Here is a 17,255-nt window from a genome sequence, read left to right as displayed (position 1 = left end):
TAATCAGTATATTGGGAACTGTTCCAGAGTTTCCGGGCGGTTTAAACGTCCGGCAAGCTGTCTGGCCTCTTCTTTCAAACGGTTCAGCCTCTCCACGGAAATGCCGCCTTTCAGGCATTCCAGCCGCTCTTCGGAACTTCCGCCTTTCAGGCATTCCAGCCGCTCTTCGGAACTTCCGCCTTTCAGGCATTCCAGCCGCTCTTCGGAACTTCCGCCTTTCAGGCATTCCAGCCGCTCCTCCAAACTTCCGCTTTCCGCAGAGCATCCCCCAGTCAAATCTAAAATCATTAAATTTAAAGTTACGGTTACATTTTGGTTCTCCTGCTCCTCTGAAGCGTGGAAAGAGACGTCAATGATATCTGCCATATCCTCTTTGCCAGAAATCATTTCAGGACAAAGAATCTCCGGTTTGCAGAGGGTTATCCGGTGCTCTGCTCCAGTCCATATAAAAAGGAGTTTTACGCCGCGTTTTTCCACCAGGGCGGCGTCGTTATCCAGCAAAGTCACCTGCACGCCGGGCATCATGTTAAAGCGCTGGATGTGATCCCCTTCAATCCGGTTGCCTCTCAGGATGTGGTCGGAGATCATAACGCCCCGGCTCCGGTGGAACAGGACTTCCCTCTGGTGGCGGCAGAAGGTATAGCCGTCGTGATAAGCGTTGACATAAAAGCCGTCATTGGCGGAAAATGATTCTGTAACCGGCGACGGCGTGCGCAGGACGCCCCATTTATTGGCATACATCCGGTCCAGGAGAATAGGGGTTCCGTAGGCCAGCACCGTGTTGTGGGAGGCCATATTGTACATATAGCCGCGGATTTCCGAATTCATGCGGACCCGGTGGTACATCATGTTTACATAAGGTTCGCCGATGATCTCTTCCCCGTGGAATGTGAGGAATAGAGAGAGCATATCCATGTGGTTGTGCCCGCAGTATCCACAATTTACCTTTGCTGACATCAGCATATAGTTGGAATCAGGGGTGTAACCGCTTTTGGCACAGACAAATCCGGCCTGGTCATTGCAGTAGTCCAGAGGGGGCAAACCAATGGCGCCATCACCGTCAATATCCGCCCCACGGCGGCACTCCAGCACCTGCCTGCACTCCTCATGTTCCATCATCCGCACCCCAAGGTTTAATATCGGTTCTGCCATAGGCCCGCCGTTATCTCCCAGAGAGGGATACCGTTCCCCGGGCGGGCAGATGAGCGCCAGGACCCGGAATGTCTGTTCCATCCTGTCCCTCGTTTCTTCATCTAAGAGAGTTTCGTCATTTAAGCGGGCCAGATAGATGCCGCGGTAGAGCATTTCTCCCACAGCGGCGCCGGACCAGTAAGCGATGGAATGTTCGCTGTATCCGCCGGATGTGTTAAAGTCTTCTTTAATGTGGCGGCATACGGTTTCTGCTCCATGGGCTTTCATTGCGGTAAAATCCGGGATTTCGGGGTACATGGCGCCCAGAATGAATGGTACGAGGCCACGTTCCCACATGTGATGATTGTACGGCCGGTATCCGTCTTCGTCAAAACGGCGGAACTGGATGCCTAAAAACCAGATCCGTTTCAGAATTTCAAATGCCAGTTCCGTATGGATTTCATAGGGAACTCTTGTATAAAATAAGCCGGTGTAAACCACTGCCAGCCATCCGGCGCTCATTACGTCGCGGTCTTCCGTATATTGGAACCGGTTTGTGGAAGGCGAGCCGTCCACGATCTGCAGCGGATAGGTTTCCAGAAATACCTTCAATATCTCTTCAAAGGATTCCAGCACTTTGGCGTCCCCCGTCTCATGATAAAGAACGCTGAGATATTCGAAAAACTGTCCCCGGACGATCATATCCAGCGGGTTTCTGTGCTTTTTACCCTGATCTTCCAGGAAGTTAAAATGAATCATGTTTTCCCAGTTTTTCCCCAGATCAAATTCCCGCCCTTTTCCTCCGCCGGGCAGGACATAGACGTGATCCATCATTTTGCGCCCCGCGTAGAGACAGAATTCTTTTAAACTTCCGCTCAGGCCAAGAGAGGCCTGAAAAGAATAGGGGCAGCTGTCGGTATCGATAGGAGCAAGGGGCTTAGACCGGTAATCATAGAGAAAATGAGGCTGGCTGCGCACTTCCATATGCCGCACGAGCTGTTTTTTCGCTTCCTCCACATCGTTGGATTCGAGCGCCGCCCGAACCTTTTCCAGCCCGGGGTAATTGAGATCCAGCGCCTCAAATACCTGTTCATCGGTGATATAACGTTCGTCCGTTGGAATCGTAAGCATCATAAATTCTCCTTTACTCTGGCCAGTTTATTGTCTTTCCATACCAGGCGGTATTCACTGGAATCAATGCAGAAGGTTATATAAAATCCGTCCTGTTTCTGTTCCGTCTGGTAGAAAGAGCAGGAGGGGCCGGACTGTTCTGTGCTGTGAGGAATCAAAATGGCCGCATGACGGAAGGTTCCGTTCTCTTCCATCCGGTGATTCAGGTGTACGACCAGGGAATCATGCCACACGTCGTTGACCGTGGATATTTTTCCCGCCTCTGTCTGTGTTTCCATAAAACTTCCGTAAGCCAGTTCGATATTGGGCCGTCCGTCCAAAGCGCTGATCATCCCGAAGGGTGTTTCCTTAATAAAGGTTCTGTCCGGGTGAAAATGAATCTGGACAGAATCCCCCTTCTCCAAACCGGACACCTGGTCCACGACCACTAAAAACCGGTTATCGATCAAGGACAGGCATCTGACCGCCTCCGCCGGTTCATAATTGTGGTGGCAGGACAGAGCGCAGATGATTCCGTCTTCCTCCGTCACAGAGACAAGCCGTCCCTCTTTCTGAGGCCCATATGCCCAGGAAGCCTGATATTCCCACATGTTTTTCCAGTTTACAGTCAGACAGTTGTGCCAGAATGCGCTTTTAAAACGTTTCCGGTTCTCATCATTTTTATAGGTATAAATGCCGGGATCCGTCAAAAGCGGCTCTCCAAAGGCAGTGAGGTCAAATCCGCCCGCATCGATATGGGCGTGCAGATTCTGTACCGGCGTCCGGCAGGCAGTCATGAAGCTGATGGCATCCCGTTCCCATCCGGTTCTTATGTAAACCTGATTCAAATCCTTCTGCCATGCGATGAGCGGAAGGTCAGGCTTTTTGGGGGAAGAAACGGCTGTTTCCATCACTTCTTTGATCTGTCTGGTATCGGGAATCCTCCACAGATTATCCCGTACGTCTTCCAGCAAGGTGGAAGGGGGATAAAAATAGAGGGCTGTTTCCAGGTATTTTGGATCAGAATACGCCATATAGCAGGAGACAGCGGCCAAAGACATGGTTTCCTTGTCCGCGATGTGGCTGTCGCCCCATGGGAAATTGCCGCCGCAGGAGCGTGTGGCGTATACTGAGTGTTGAAACATCTTTTCCAGGCGTTCCAGATAAGCGTTTGGAACCTGGATATTAAATTTACGGGCAAATACCGCCCGCATGGCGAACCAGAACACGCACCCGTTGTGATAGGACGGACAGCCTTCGATCTGGCCGCCGCAGGGAGTGCACTGGGCTTCCATACAGCGGTCCAGCTCGTTCTGAGAATGGGCCAGATACACGCCGCTGTTTTTCATTTCCGGGAACAGGCAGCTAAAGGACATCAGTCCCAGATTTTCCATCAGGTAGTGGTTATGGTCGGCTTTCGGCCATAAAAGCGGAGAAATCTCATAGAGCACCCGGCAGTGCTCATAAATGCTGCAGACCAGCTTTTCCAGGAATTCCGGGGTGAAATAAGGTGTATCCGCCAATAGTTCTATGATGATCGGCCAGGTGCGGTAGCCGCGGATTCCCACTTCCAAAGCCCGCCAGGTGCTTAACCCGCTGTAACGGTCCAGGGCATAAGCGCCTGTTTCATCGGTCAGGCCGGGACACTTGTTGGTGTCGATCCAGTCGGACAGCTCATCAATGGCTTTTTTTGCGTATTCCAGGTTTCCGGTCAGGCTGTAGGCCTCTGCCATGGTTTTTAAATGGTGCATCCGGTTTAAGTGAAAGGTATATTCATTGTCATTAACCGGATTAAACTGCCATTTGGGAGGGTTTCCCACAAAATAAAGGTCCGGCCCGGTGCCAGGCAGTACGAGAAGCCCTTTCAGGGCCTGGTCCGCAAGCTCAATGGTATGGCTGGCAAGTTGTGGGAACTGTTCTTTGATTACCGCGCCCCGTTCCAGGGCAGTTTTCCCCTGATTGGCGGCCAGTATCCTGTCTTTCAAGCGTTTTAACAGTTCCGGGGAGGTCATTCCCTCCGGTAAAATGCCTTCGGCTGTAATTGTTTGGTTCATAACTGTCCTCATTTCTCCGGATGTGTGGAATATCCGGCATTCTTATAATTGGTATCTCCATCCGGCCCGAATCCTAACTGGGCGCGGCGGCTGCGCATCCGTTCCAGAACTGCTTTATAGTCAGGATCGGAAATCAGATTTGTGGTTTCTCCCGGGTCTTTTTCCAGATCCCATAAAACTTCCGGCATATCTTCGCCGTAATAGTGGTATTTGAGGTGATCCTGTTTGATCATCAGATACTGCCCCAAATACTGGCTGATGGATTCATTGTCCCAGCCTTCGCTGCGGCCCTCCATCAGACCGGCCAGGGAACGGCTGTCCAGGTTATCCGGCGTATCCAGATGACACAGGTCGCAGAGAGTTGCGTAGATATCGCACAGGTTCACATTTTCCGTCACCCGTCTTGGTTTAAAACGGGAGGGATAACGGATGAACAGGGGCACCCGGACGCTGGATTCATAAAATTTATGTTTGGCCCATATTCCGTGTTCTCCCAGCATCTCCCCGTGGTCGCTGGTGAAAATGATGATCCAGTCGTCCAGATCCTGCCCGGCTTCTCTTAGCTTATCCAGTATCTGGCCCATATAATGATCCGCTGTTTCGATCATGGCGTAATAAGCCGCGGTGGTGCGCTGGATGTCCCTCAGCTTCACATCGGTTCCGATTTCCAGGTGTTTGGTATCCAGATAAGGGTGCCCGCTGAGGGTCTGTTCTTCCCCGAATACCGGAACCCGGTTTAAGTAGTATTTAAACAGCTCTTCGTCGCAGAAATAGGGATAATGGGGCAGCACGAAGCTGGCTTTTAAAAGCAGGGGCTGTCCGGTCTGCTGTTTATCATAATAAGGGGATTCAAAGATATCTTCAATGATATTTAACGCCCCCTGCAGGGTATATTCGTCATTTGCCGTATTTCTGGCATGCCCCACACCGGCCCGCAGCACTTCTTTTGCGTTGGTCCAGCGGTGGTCGGCCTGGGACACCCTGAAACGGCTCAGTTTTTCTTTGTCCTGGTTTTCGATGAAACGCTCAGTCAGCCGGGTTTCATTGCCGATCCGGTGCTGCCAGCCCTGCATCTGATCCGGCCCGTTGTGGTGCAGTTTGCCGCAGCAGACGGTGTTGTACGCGTTTTCACTGAATGTCCTGGCAAATGTGCGGTAGAAGGGCGTCAGGTCGTCTCCGAACACCTCGCAGCCGCAGGTGCGGGGAAGCTGCCCGCTCATCAGGCACTGCCTGGCGGGAATGCAGACCGGCGAAGGGGTGTAGGCGTTTTCAAAGATCACGCTGTCCTTAGCCAGCCAGTCCAGATTCGGTGTGCGCACCACGGGATTCCCGGCGAAGCCGGCCAGGTCGGGGCGGTGTTCGTCGGTCATGAGAAACAGGATATTGGGATACATTTTATCAGACATAAATACCTCCGGTTTTATAGTTTTTTCAGTTCATGGGCCGTCAGTCCAAACGAGTACTGCACTCCTGAAAGCAGGAATGATACGGCTGCTTCCGGATGACGGGATACGGTTACATGTTGCGGCACCGACGCAGGCGTTCCTTTTGCGGGACAGAGGACGGACAGGAATACTTCCGTCTCTTCCGGCCGGGATTTTTGGTACTGAAGGATCGTGGAATCCCTGTATATATCATTCCGGTCAGATATTCTGGCGGGAATGAGGGCCGGGCTGCCGCCATTGCTGGTGACGGACAGGGAAATATCTCCGTCCCAATGTGCTGTGGCCGTTTGGCCCTTGAGGCACAGATGAGGACGGTCAATGTGAAACTGGATTTGAACCGTGTCTTCCGGCTTCAGATGTTCAACAACATCTATAACCATCAGAAAATCCCCGTGAACCAGGGCCAGGGCCCGGGTGTGGATTGCCGGTTCATAATTGGCATGGGAAGCAGCGGCCCAGAGAAGCCCGCCTTCGGTCCGGCAGCCGGTGATCCGCCCCTCTTTCTGCCTGCCGTATTTCCAGGAACTGATATATTCCCATGCGTCCTGGTGGTTTATGGTCAGGGTGTTATGCCATCCCATGCTCTTAAAGTTCTTTCGGTCCGGGCCGTCCTGATAGGTGTATTTGCCCGGGTCCACCGCCATGGGGATTCCAAAGGCTGTAAAATCAAAGCCGCAGGGATCGATGTGGGCGTGATTGTTCTGGATTGGGGACCGGCATGCGAACATGACGCTCAAATCGTCCCGTTTCCAGCCTGTACGGAAATAAACGTGTTTCAGGTTTTCATTATAATAGAGAAGGGGAAGGCCGGGAAGTTTTGGACGGCTTTCTTTTAGAGCGGTTATAAACCCGCCCACATCGTCCATCCGCCAAAGCTGTTCTTCCGCTTCTTTCAGCAGGTCTTCATAACGGTAATAATTCAGGCACAAGCTTAAAAATGAACGGTCGCCAGTTCCCAGATAGGAACAGACGGCGGCTTTGGGCAGGGTGCCTGTCAGGGTGCTGGTATCGCCCCAGGGGACATTGGTCCCATTTGGGCGGGTGGCGTAAATGGAGTGGACTGCCATGCGCTCAAAGCGTTCCCGGTAGCTCTCAGGCAGTTGGAAACCATATTTTCTGCTGTAGACCAGAACCATTGCGAACCAGAACAGACAGCCGTTATGATAGGAAGGGCAGCCTTCGATCTGGGCACCCTGGATATCCACCTGCTGTTCCATGCAGCGGCAGAGTTCCTTTATTGCATGATTTTTCCAGATTTCCGAATCTTTTAACTCGGGAAACATGCAGGATACGGCCAGCAGCCCCAGATTTTCCATCAGATAGTGGTTGTGATCCGCTTTCGGCCAGGCCAGAGGCGACAGGCGGTAAACGGTCTCACAGTGTTCATAAAGGCTGTAAAGAGCTGATTCGAATACCTCCGCTGTAAAATGCGGAGAATCACACAGGCCTTCCAGCACCGGACACCAGGTACGGTATGGGCGGATTCCGCATTCCAACAGGCGCCATTCTTTGGCGGCCGGAGAGTTTATGTAACCGGTTCTCGGGCTGCCGTCCTCATCAAAGATAGGCGGTCTGGGACAGTTGGAAATCCAGTCTGTCAGCTCATCTATAATTTTCTTTGAATAAATCTCATCCCCGGTAACCGAATAAGCATAGAGCATGGGCAGCCAGTGATTCATGCGGCTGATCTGAAATACGTATTCGTTGTTGTGATATGGGTTCTCGTGCCATCCCGGCGGATTGCCGATCTGGGATTTCTGTCCGTTTCCGGGAAGCAGCACGAGCCCATTCATGGCATCCCCGGCTTCTTTTAAAACGGAAGTTATGATTTCCGGCAGTTCCCGGCTGATGATTTCCGCTTTGTTTTTGAGGGAAGAATTGTTTTTCGTCCGCTCCCTGAACCGGTGAAACGTCTGCTCCATGGTTAGTGGTTCTTTCAGTATTTGGTTGTGACTCTGCATGTTTTTTTCCTTTCTGATCATTGCGTTATCTTCATTATAGAATCGGTAAATATTGGCATCAATGATGGTTTTTTGAAAAATACCACAATTTTGAAAATGGCCTGGAGTTTATTGCCAAAGCCCCTTCCCCGCCCCTTTAAAATGGGGAAAACCTGACTTGGAAATTATCAAAATACCATTTCTATGGAGCGGAAAATGTGATGCAAAAAAACATAAAAAGAACTGGAAAACCCCATAAAACCGATATTTTTTGGAATGCTCATAATGGCTTTCACATCTGAAAGAAAAGACTAAAAATACAGGTACAAAAAAGTGGTATTTTACAAAATGTTCATAATTGCCTATTGAAAATTCTTGTGATACCATTGGTGCAGAGTAATTGCCGGCGCGGTAAGACAGGGGAAGGCGCCAAAGGTCTTAAAGGCATGGCAGTTATTACATTATAAGAGTTTTAAAAGAGTTATAAGCTGCCGGATTAAATAAGTTAAGAGAGCAGCAGAAGGAGAAGAAAGTGTGAGAAAATCATTAAAGCGGATTATGGCTGGTATGATGGTATCTGCAATGGCAGTTACATCATTGGCAGGATGCGGATCTTCTAAAAAGGAAGAAGCACCTACAACAGCAAATCAGACAACAGCAGCGGCAGGTACGACTGCGGGAACTCAGGGAGCAGAAGAAACAACAGCCGCAGAAGTTAAGGAAGAACCGGTTCAGATGGAATGGCTGGTTGGTGAAACTTCAGCAGAAGTTGATGACGATGCAGAAGTTGTTAAAATGATAGAAGAGCGTTTTAACATTGATTTGAAAACATGGTATGTGGATGCCAACAAGTTCCGTGAGAATTTGAATGTTCGTTTTGCAGGCGGCGAAATGCCGGACGTGCTGGTAGTTAACGATTTATCCCTGCTTCCTACTTATGTAGAAGGCGGAATCCTCGGCGAACTTCCTATTGAATTAATCCGTGAGAAAGCGCCTCATTACGCGGCGGTAGCGGATCAGTACGATGACGGAACCTTATGGAGCACAATGATTTATAAAGGAAAGAACTACGGCGTTACCAATCCTATGGATGCGGTTCCAATGGCTATGTTCTGGAGAAAAGACTGGCTGGACAAGTTAGGCCTGGAAGTTCCTGAGACATTGGAAGATTATGAGAAGGTTCTCACCGCATTTGTGGAGCAGGACCCTGACGGAAACGGAAAGAAAGATACGGCTGGTATGGCTGAACGTACCTTCGGCGCTGTATTCGGCGCTTACGGGCTCCGCTGTGTAACTGGCGGCAAACCTGGATTTAAAGTAGAAGAGATGCAGCTTGGCGAAGACAATGTGCCGTTCTTCCCATATATCCATCCCGATGCAAAGAAAGCTTTGACAACATTACATGACTGGTATCAGAAAGGTATCTTGGATAAAGAATTTATCACAGGTGAAAACCATGGCGGTTATACATGGCTGTCCCATTCCTTCATGAATGGCAAGATCGGTTTAACATCCGCTCAGCCATACCACTACCTGAACTCCAGCACAGATACAACGGATGAAAGCAACTGGGGCGTATGTATGAAGGAATTAAAAGGCCTTGATCCCAACGCGGATATCGTAATCGGGCCGGCTCCTATCGGACCAGATGGCAAATCAGGTACAGAAGGATGGAACCTGACAGGACGTTTAACCTGTCTTACAACAAAAGGCGTATCAGATCCCCGTAAGGTGGATGCGTTCTTAGCAATGCTGGATGCTTACTATGCAGATATGGAATATGCCCGCTTAGTAAACTACGGCCTGGAAGGAAAACATTTTGAAATGACCGATAACGGCCCGATCCGTCTGATGGAAGGTACGGAACTGAGAAAAGAAGGCGTTTTACAGGTAGACTTCGGCAGCACCGTTACATATGCTGAGAATATCACACCTCAGAAGACAAAATTCGGCCATGATGTTACTGGAAATGGATATTACCGTTTCAACGCTCCTCCTACAGAGGAATTCGCGAATGTGATCGCAACACTGGATACATTGACAGAGCAGGCTTATTTCGATATGATTACTGGTGCGAAGCCTCTCGATTACTTTGAAACATATGTAGAAGAATTTAAGAAAGCCGGCGGAGAAACAGCTGAAAAAGCAGTACAGGCAGCTTATGCTGAAAAAGTTGCTGCTATCGGCAAATAACAAGATTCCGGCCAGCCGTGGGAGGTAATATTAAGTGAAAGTCGCAAAAAATGTAGAAAAGGTTACAGCAGGCAAAAAATCTAAACGAGGGTTTATTGGCAATCTGGTCTACTATAAAGAGTATTACATCATGCTGATTCCGGGCCTGTTGTTTTTCCTGGTGTTCTGCTATGGACCAATGTACGGGCTGATCATCGCCTTTCAGGATTATTATCCGTTAAAGGGCGTCAGCGGGAGCGCATTTGTAGGCCTGAAGCATTTTAAGGCGCTGTTTTCAGATCCGTTCTTCTTATCCGTACTGAAAAACACGATTGTTATCAGTCTTTACAAACTGGTGATCTGCTTCCCGGCGCCGATCATCTTATGCCTGGCATTGAATGAAATTAAAAGCGTGCGTTTTAAGAAAGTGGCCCAGTCCATTTCTTATCTGCCTCATTTTATCTCCTGGGTTGTGGTTTCAGGAATTATTATCGAATTCCTGTCCCCTTCCCGGGGACCCATCAATATTCTGCTTCAGAATATGGGGATTGAACCGATCTTTTTCGTAGCTGAACCAAAATGTTTCCGCGGAGTGCTGGTGCTCTCCGACCTCTGGAAATCCATCGGCTGGGGTTCCATCGTTTACCTGGCTGCAGTTACATCCGTGGATCCCACCCTTTATGAGGCGGCTGAGATGGACGGAGCAGGAAGGATTAAAAAGATTATCCATGTGACGCTGCCGGCATTGGCGCCGATCATTACCGTTATGTTTATTATGGAATCTGGTAAGATTTTAAATGACAGCTTTGAGCAGGTTTATAACTTCCTTACCCCGTCTACCTATGCCGTAGGCGACGTTATTTCAACTTTTGTATACCGGATGGGTATTCAGAAGATGCAGTACAGCTTTACAACGGCGGTGGATTTGTTTAAGAACGGCATATCGTTTATGCTTGTAGTTCTGACCAACTATATAGCGCGTAAGACCAACGACTATGCGTTGTGGTAAGGAGAGGAAGTGAAAACTATGAAAAAGGAAAAAGCCATAGAAGTGACCGTCAGGAGAAAGAGAAAACGGAGTGCGGAAGACTGGTTTGTAGATGGATTTGCGTATGCGATAGCCATTATTCTGATGCTCTCCATCGTCCTCCCGTTCATGCAGGTGATTACGATTTCCATGAGCCCTGCATCCATTGTCAATAAAACAGGATTCCATCTGATTCCTTTGGAATTTGATTTTTCGGGATATTCCAAGATCGCTACGGATGATAATTTCTGGCACAGTTATTTGAACACAATTATGCGTGCGGTGGTTGGTACCGCCAGCGGAGTGCTTGTCACACTGCTCACAGCCTACCCGCTTGCCAAGCTGAACCTTCCTTACAGAAAAGGGCTGATGCTGTTCGTCGTGTTCACCATGTACTTTTCAGGCGGTATGATACCTAAGTATCTGTTGATTAAAAACCTTCATTTGACAAATAACTTTCTGGTATACATTCTGCCATGCCTGATAACGGGATTTGCCCTGATCATCACGCGGAACTTTTTTATGAGCATACCGCCTGCGCTGGAGGAATCGGCCAAAATAGACGGGGCCACCAATCTACAGGTTCTGTTTAAGATCTACATGCCGCTTTCAACGCCGGTTATGGCAACGATCGCGTTGTGGTATTGTGTTCATCACTGGAACGCCTGGATGGACAACATGCTCTATGTAACAAAAAACAGCCTTTATGTGCTTCAATATGTGATACAGACCATCTTAGTCAACGGCCAGACCGCTGATATGGAGATGATGACCGATGTGGTAATACATACGGAAACAATGAAGATGGCAGCGCTGGTATTGTCTTTGATACCGATTGTCTGCACCTATCCGTTCTTACAGAAATATTTTGTAAAAGGTATGATTGTAGGTTCTGTTAAAGGATAATAAAACATGTTTAAAAAATTGTTATATATCAACTTGTTCAGCATCACATTTCTTGCATTGTTTAATTATCTGGTATTTCATAATCTGAACAGCAAAGCGTATCTGGAAAGCTTTACTGCCTATAATGAGAGGATTACCAATTTGGCCTTCCAGAATATCGATAAGCAGATTATGGAAGCGGCAATTGATATACCCCAGTTGTATTTTTCCGATACCCGGCAGAATGAGGATACCCTCATTCCCCAGGAAGAGGAGATCATAGGTTCACCGGCCCGTATCCGCGGGCTGGTGTCCCAATTGGAGGAAATCCATAAATCCTATCCATATGTAGCCAGTGTGGATATCTATTATGAAGCGACCCGCACGATTGTGACCGGGTTTTCCAGAGTACATTATGTGAAACAGGAAAAGGATGTTGACCAGTACCTTCCCTGGTATGAAGAATTTCTAAAAAAAGGCAGAGACGCGGTGTTTTTGGAATCCCCGGAAGGAATTTACCCGACCAGAGAGCCGGTCATAACGTATGTGAAAAGAATCTCCCAGTCCAAATGGAAAGACAGGGGGATTATTGTCGCTATACATATTATGCCGTCCAGTTTCCGGGAATACATCGATGAAGAAGAAGGCACGCTGGTGATCGCCTCACCGGGGGGCCAGCTTTTATATGTGACCCAGGGGGCTGACCGGGAAGTGGCCGGGGATATAATCAAGGACATGAAAGAGGAAAAGGGCATGGCCGTCCCTAAACTGTCTCTGAAAATCGATGATGAGGCCATGACTGCCTTTTATTCCAATTCTCAGAAAACCAATCTGAACTATGTGTATTACGTGCAGAACAGCACATTTTATGCGGATTACAATGTGAGAAACCGCATATTCTTCATGAACTTTTTGATCTCTATTCTATTCAACCTGATTATTCTGGTTGCATTTTCCTGGTTTAACCATCATGCCTATAAAAAGAGGCTGCTGAAAGTCTCCAAAGACGCGGGGATCGATCTGGAGGATGGAAAAGCCAGTTTTGACCATTCTCTTAACGCCCTGACCCAGGAAATCACATCCCTGAATGAGACGGTAAAATCTTCTAAACCGCTGTTGTTCCAAAATGCAGTCCGCTCCCTGATTCTGAACCGGAGGACAGAATCTGCATATGAACGGATGAACCCTTATCTGGATCATAACAGCGTCTGCACCGTCGTTTTGTATTATCAGGATGCCGCCGGCTCCAATGACCTGGTGATCCGCCTTCAGGAAGTATTTTTAAACAGGAATGATCAATATCATGGTCTGTTTACCACTATGGAAAAAGGGGAATTGGTTTCAGTGCTGGTATTTGAGAAGGATCAGTTTGAGCAGGTATATGAGGACTTTACCACCTGCATTACAAACCTGATCCCGGAATGCAGAATGGTTTCAGGAGCTGTTTTTGAAATGGCAAAGGACAGCATTAAGAACAGCTATAAGAGCGCCAATGAGGTATCCAGATACCGTTTTATGTTCACACAGAAGCAGATTTTAAGATACGAGGATGTGGATATGGAACATAGAAAGGGTTCCGGCAGCCATCTGAAACTGTTTGACGCCATGGAGCGGGATATAAACAGTGAGAATTTCCTGGATTTCAAATATCATTTTGAAGGCCTGACAGTCTCGTTTAAAGAAGGGAATTATACCATCGACTACTGTCTTTCCACGCTCAGGGATCTGGTCACGCTGCTGTATCAGATCATGGTTCAGAGGCAGCTGGATATGTGGATTGTATTCGGTTATGATATCCGGGAGTATTACAAACAGATTGAGGATATCGACCAGTTTGAGGAATGGGTTGTGGATCTGTGCGAGGTCCTGCTCCAGAACATACGGCAGAAGAAGAAATCAGTGGATGCGGACATGCAGACAAGGCTTCTCAGGCTGATTGACGAGAATCTGGAAAATGACATTTCTCTGGACTTTTTATCGGATCAGTTCGGGCTCCGGCCGGATGTCCTCAGCCGCATGTTCAAACAGATGATGGGAAAGAGCTATACGGAATATATAAAGGAAAAGAAGCTGAACCGGGCTGTGGAACTGATCGGAGAAGGCCACAGCATGAAGGATATTGCCCGCATGCTGGGATACAACTCTCCGCAGTATTTTATCAAGATATTTAAAGAAGTGTATGGGGTGACCCCTTATCAGTACAAGAAGCAGAAGGAGGCAGAGGGAGCTGAGGGGGCTGAGAAATGACAGCCTCTTCAAAAGCCGCGTGAACCGACTGGAAGAACAGTGGGTTTAAAGCCAGGGAATCCAGGGAAAGGCGGCTGCAAACCATCAGAAACCTGTCTTTCTCCGGTGCGTCTGGTGATTCCTTCATCACGGATGCCGCCGCCTGCCGGATCGCTTCCAAATATTCATAACCGTCTTTCATGGCCTGGAGGCCTTGTTCTCTGTCATACGCATGATCCCATGCCGGGCAGAACTGTGAAACCTGTTTCAGGTTCATCAGCTTTAACAAGGTCTCCAGGCTTTTTGAATGGCTGACGAAGATGGGGATATCCCCTCTCACGGGAATGGCATCTCCTGTGAAGAGCGTTTGGGCTTCCCGCAGATAAAAGGACAGGGATTCTTTGGAATGGCCGCTGGTTTCCATCACTTCTAATGTGAGGCCGGATTCTAATGGAATCAGGTCATTCTCTTTTATATAGTGGTCTATTTTAATAGACCTTTTTAGGAGGTCATAGAATCCGGGTATGGGCCGTTCTTTGTATTGGGTATGGATGTCCTCCATCCACTCCCTTTCTCCCCGGCAGGCATAGACCGGGGCGCCGGACGCCTCTTTTATGGCCTGGGCGGCGCCGATGTGATCCGGATGGGAATGGGTGAGGAAAATTCCCTTAACGTCTGCCAGGGACTTTCCTATGGATTCCAGATAGGACTGGATGAGGGTTTCGCTGCCGTGCACTCCGGTATCGATCAGATAGCAGTGCCTGCCAGTGATGATATAAACATAGACATAGCGTTTAATTTGGGGCGTTAATTGAAATGTGATTTTTAACTGGTGGACTTGTTCATTTATCTTCAATAGTGTTCCTCCTGATATGGTGATGAATGGTTTTAGTGTTGAATACGCTGTAGTACTAGTCAATTCCTTCGGCGATGACGGCTCTGCTGTCCACAGAGTTTTCACGTTTCCCGGCAATCCGGCGGTATTCTTCCGACTGAAAGCACCGGTCCAGATGTTCCCGGTCCGGGAACCGGATGATGATCAGCCGGTCGGGGGTCCAATTATTGCTGAGAGCTGTAAGATTCTCAGTTCGGACCAGGTAGACGCCAGAATGCTGCTCGACAATCGGTTTCACCAGTTGGATATAATCCCGGTATTCGGATTGAGACTGAGGGGTGGTGGTGTGAATGGAAGCAATAAAATAACATGACATGGCAGATCCTCCTTATTGTTATTTGCAGTATATTTTGCTTAAAACTGCGCCGCTGTATTTAAAGCAACTGAACAAAAATGCAAGTACTTACTTGCACATCTGTTAAAAGAAAAGGATTAAAGGAATTTACTCTTTAATCCCTTTTACAAAAGCCTTAACTCCGGCTTTTATATATTCCTGGCTTTGAATGGGAGTGAGACGGTCTTCAAATGACGCTTTGAAAAACACGAAACCGAAGCACATGGACAGAAATGCCACTGCAAGGCTTTCATAATCAGCCTTTTTAAGCTTTCCCTTCTTGTTCATCTTATCAAAATAATTCAATAATCCCTTCTTGAATGTGAGCGGGATCTGCATGATGCCGTCTGCTGTCTCGGCAAATAATTCCGGAGACCTCAATCCAATGGAAATTTTCACAAATCTGGGTGTAACCCGCTGCATATAGATGAGGGCAAAACGTTCTAAATCCTCCCGGAGATTCCAGGTACAGTTCTGAAAGTCTTCAGGCCCCAGGCTGGGGCACCATTCTTTTTGCTGCATTGCGGTGAGAACAATGTCCTTCTTCCCTTCAAACTTCCTGAATATGGTGCATTCGTTGACGCCGGCCAGGCGGGCGATCTCTTTGGTAGTCGTTTGGGAATAGCCCTTTTCCATGATCAGGTTCATGGCAGCGTCGATTATCTTTTGTTGCGTTTCATCAGTCATGGCAGCCTCCATTTCATAGTATGGCAAGTGATTACTTGCATTGTAGCATTGGGGGATGGAGTTTGTCAATATGTGAAGGGGATGCCTGGAACATTGTCTGAGTCATACGCATACTGCCAAGTTAAATAGAATCAGCCAGGCGCTCTGTTCCCGGAAAGGTGCATAGTGCCTGGCTGTTATGGTTTTAGAATTTCCCCTTTTTCCGGCTTATCATCGATTTATACATTCTTCCCCTTAAAATCGATGTTAATCCCAGTAATTGTCTGCCGGGCGGATAACGCCGTGGATGATTACTGCCCTTCCCATGATCTGGTCGACGGTAAACCTTTTATCATAAAAAGACGTCCAGGCATAACCCTGGTTTCCCAGCAGAGGGGGCAGATCCCCGGCGTGATCCGGATGAGGCTGGTTTGTAGGATTGTAATGTTCTCCCGTATGGGCGAAATGGTCGGAACAGTTGCCATTTTCGTGTATATGCATGGCATAAAAATCAGTTGAGCCGGGTGTCTGGATATTGGGATGACACAGAGGTATCACTTTCTTTTATGATGGTAGGCATTTTAATGAATGATAATTTTAATAGGTTATATAAAGGAGATGAGCGAACCAAGAGTTCAAAATAAGCAAACAATTGGGCAAAATTGTTAATTTTAAATCGACATTTGATATGATATTATACATTTGTAACATAATATAACTTCACTTTGAAAGTGAATGATAAGGAAAGGTGAATACATAAAAAATAAAATTGGGAGGTATTTGTTATGTTAAAATATGTGATAAAAAGAATTTTATGGATTATTCCTGTGATGATTGGTGCATCATTTTTAGTATTTGCATTGCTTAATATGGCACCGGGAGATCCAGCGCGAATTCATACAGGGACCAATGCAACGGAGGCGGATATAGAAAAATTTCGTGAAGATCATGGGCTGAATAAACCGTTTTTGGTACAATATACCGATTATATTTGTGATGTTTTTACAAAAGGTGACCTTGGGAATTCTTATAAATCCAATACTCCGGTAGCCAATCGAATTGCACAAACATTTCCTGTTACATTAAAGCTTACTCTGTTTTCTATGGTAATTATTTTATTGCTTGGTGTACCACTGTCAAGACTTTATAAAAACTAGTAAAAATTCATGTTAAAAGTAAAAAAAATTACGTTAGTAGTGTAAAATAGTTTATAATTTCGTAAAAAACAGCTCTTTTGGGGTGAGATTTCAGATATAACAATCCTTGTTTAGATATTTGGTAAATGTTTTTTTCACCAAGTGTGGATAGCTTTCTGCTATATAAGAAAAGATAGGCCAGTATTAAGCATTGTTTTTGAATTGACAGAGAAT

13 protein-coding genes are annotated in these 17,255 nt (G+C 47.5%); 5 read left to right on the top strand and 8 right to left on the bottom strand.

Annotation, left to right across the window (positions count from 1 at the left end):
* Window positions 1–3 precede the first annotated feature (3 nt).
* From GPL15_RS25815 to GPL15_RS25800, 4 genes are read right to left on the bottom strand one after another with little or no spacing between them, the layout of a single operon-like run.
* Window positions 4–2,265 carry a heparinase II/III family protein gene (locus tag GPL15_RS25815; protein WP_215701553.1) on the bottom strand — a complete coding sequence of 754 codons (2,262 nt, stop codon included), beginning with the start codon at window positions 2,263–2,265 and terminating at the stop codon, window positions 4–6.
* A complete protein-coding gene (locus GPL15_RS25810) occupies window positions 2,262–4,295 on the bottom strand; it encodes a heparinase II/III family protein (RefSeq protein WP_215701552.1) in 2,034 nt (677 codons plus the stop codon). Before GPL15_RS25810 ends, GPL15_RS25815 begins: the two co-directional genes overlap by 4 nt.
* Window positions 4,296–4,303: 8 nt before the next feature.
* Window positions 4,304–5,701: a sulfatase-like hydrolase/transferase gene (locus GPL15_RS25805; protein ID WP_215701551.1), complete on the bottom strand. Its 1,398-nt coding sequence runs from the start codon at window positions 5,699–5,701 to the stop codon at window positions 4,304–4,306.
* Window positions 5,702–5,715: 14 nt separating this feature from the next.
* Complete coding sequence (locus GPL15_RS25800) at window positions 5,716–7,701, bottom strand: heparinase II/III family protein (RefSeq protein ID WP_215701550.1); 1,986 nt, start codon at window positions 7,699–7,701, stop codon at window positions 5,716–5,718.
* A gap of 513 nt (window positions 7,702–8,214) precedes the next feature.
* On the opposite strand from GPL15_RS25800, the gene GPL15_RS25795 reads away from it, so the two are divergent.
* The 4 genes from GPL15_RS25795 to GPL15_RS25780 are packed head-to-tail and all read left to right on the top strand — an operon-like array spanning window position 8,215 to window position 14,011.
* Window positions 8,215–9,873: an extracellular solute-binding protein gene (locus GPL15_RS25795; RefSeq protein ID WP_215701549.1), complete on the top strand. Its 1,659-nt coding sequence runs from the start codon at window positions 8,215–8,217 to the stop codon at window positions 9,871–9,873.
* Window positions 9,874–9,907: 34 nt separating this feature from the next.
* Window positions 9,908–10,861 carry an ABC transporter permease subunit gene (locus GPL15_RS25790; RefSeq protein ID WP_215701548.1) on the top strand — a complete coding sequence of 318 codons (954 nt, stop codon included), beginning with the start codon at window positions 9,908–9,910 and terminating at the stop codon, window positions 10,859–10,861.
* A gap of 18 nt (window positions 10,862–10,879) precedes the next feature.
* Entirely contained in the window at window positions 10,880–11,785 is a 906-nt protein-coding gene (locus tag GPL15_RS25785; RefSeq protein ID WP_215701547.1) for a carbohydrate ABC transporter permease, read from the top strand.
* 6 nt (window positions 11,786–11,791) lie between these two features.
* A complete protein-coding gene (locus GPL15_RS25780) occupies window positions 11,792–14,011 on the top strand; it encodes a helix-turn-helix domain-containing protein (protein ID WP_215701546.1) in 2,220 nt (739 codons plus the stop codon).
* On the opposite strand, the gene GPL15_RS25775 is transcribed toward GPL15_RS25780, so the two are convergent.
* From GPL15_RS25775 to GPL15_RS25760, 4 genes are all read right to left on the bottom strand, one after another.
* Window positions 13,932–14,846, bottom strand: a complete 915-nt coding sequence (locus GPL15_RS25775) for an MBL fold metallo-hydrolase (RefSeq protein WP_215701545.1) — start codon at window positions 14,844–14,846, stop codon at window positions 13,932–13,934. The genes GPL15_RS25780 and GPL15_RS25775 overlap by 80 nt on opposite strands.
* Before the next feature lie 55 nt (window positions 14,847–14,901).
* On the bottom strand, window positions 14,902–15,201 hold the full coding sequence (locus GPL15_RS25770) for a DUF1330 domain-containing protein (RefSeq protein ID WP_215701544.1): 300 nt from the start codon (window positions 15,199–15,201) through the stop codon (window positions 14,902–14,904).
* Between the two features lie 126 nt (window positions 15,202–15,327).
* Complete coding sequence (locus GPL15_RS25765; RefSeq protein ID WP_215701543.1) at window positions 15,328–15,906, bottom strand: TetR/AcrR family transcriptional regulator; 579 nt, start codon at window positions 15,904–15,906, stop codon at window positions 15,328–15,330.
* Between the two features lie 246 nt (window positions 15,907–16,152).
* Window positions 16,153–16,386 carry a superoxide dismutase family protein gene (locus tag GPL15_RS25760; RefSeq protein WP_215701542.1) on the bottom strand — a complete coding sequence of 78 codons (234 nt, stop codon included), beginning with the start codon at window positions 16,384–16,386 and terminating at the stop codon, window positions 16,153–16,155.
* A gap of 284 nt (window positions 16,387–16,670) precedes the next feature.
* Here GPL15_RS25760 and GPL15_RS25755 point away from each other — a divergent pair, with 284 nt between their 5' ends.
* A complete protein-coding gene (locus GPL15_RS25755; protein ID WP_215701541.1) occupies window positions 16,671–17,042 on the top strand; it encodes an ABC transporter permease in 372 nt (123 codons plus the stop codon).
* Window positions 17,043–17,255 lie beyond the last annotated feature (213 nt).

Source organism: Clostridium sp. MCC353 (assembly GCF_018785315.1).
Classification (GTDB): Bacteria; Bacillota; Clostridia; order Lachnospirales; family Lachnospiraceae; genus CHH4-2.
Note: the sequence above shows the minus strand (reverse complement) of the source record. Positions and strands in the feature narration are given on the sequence as shown.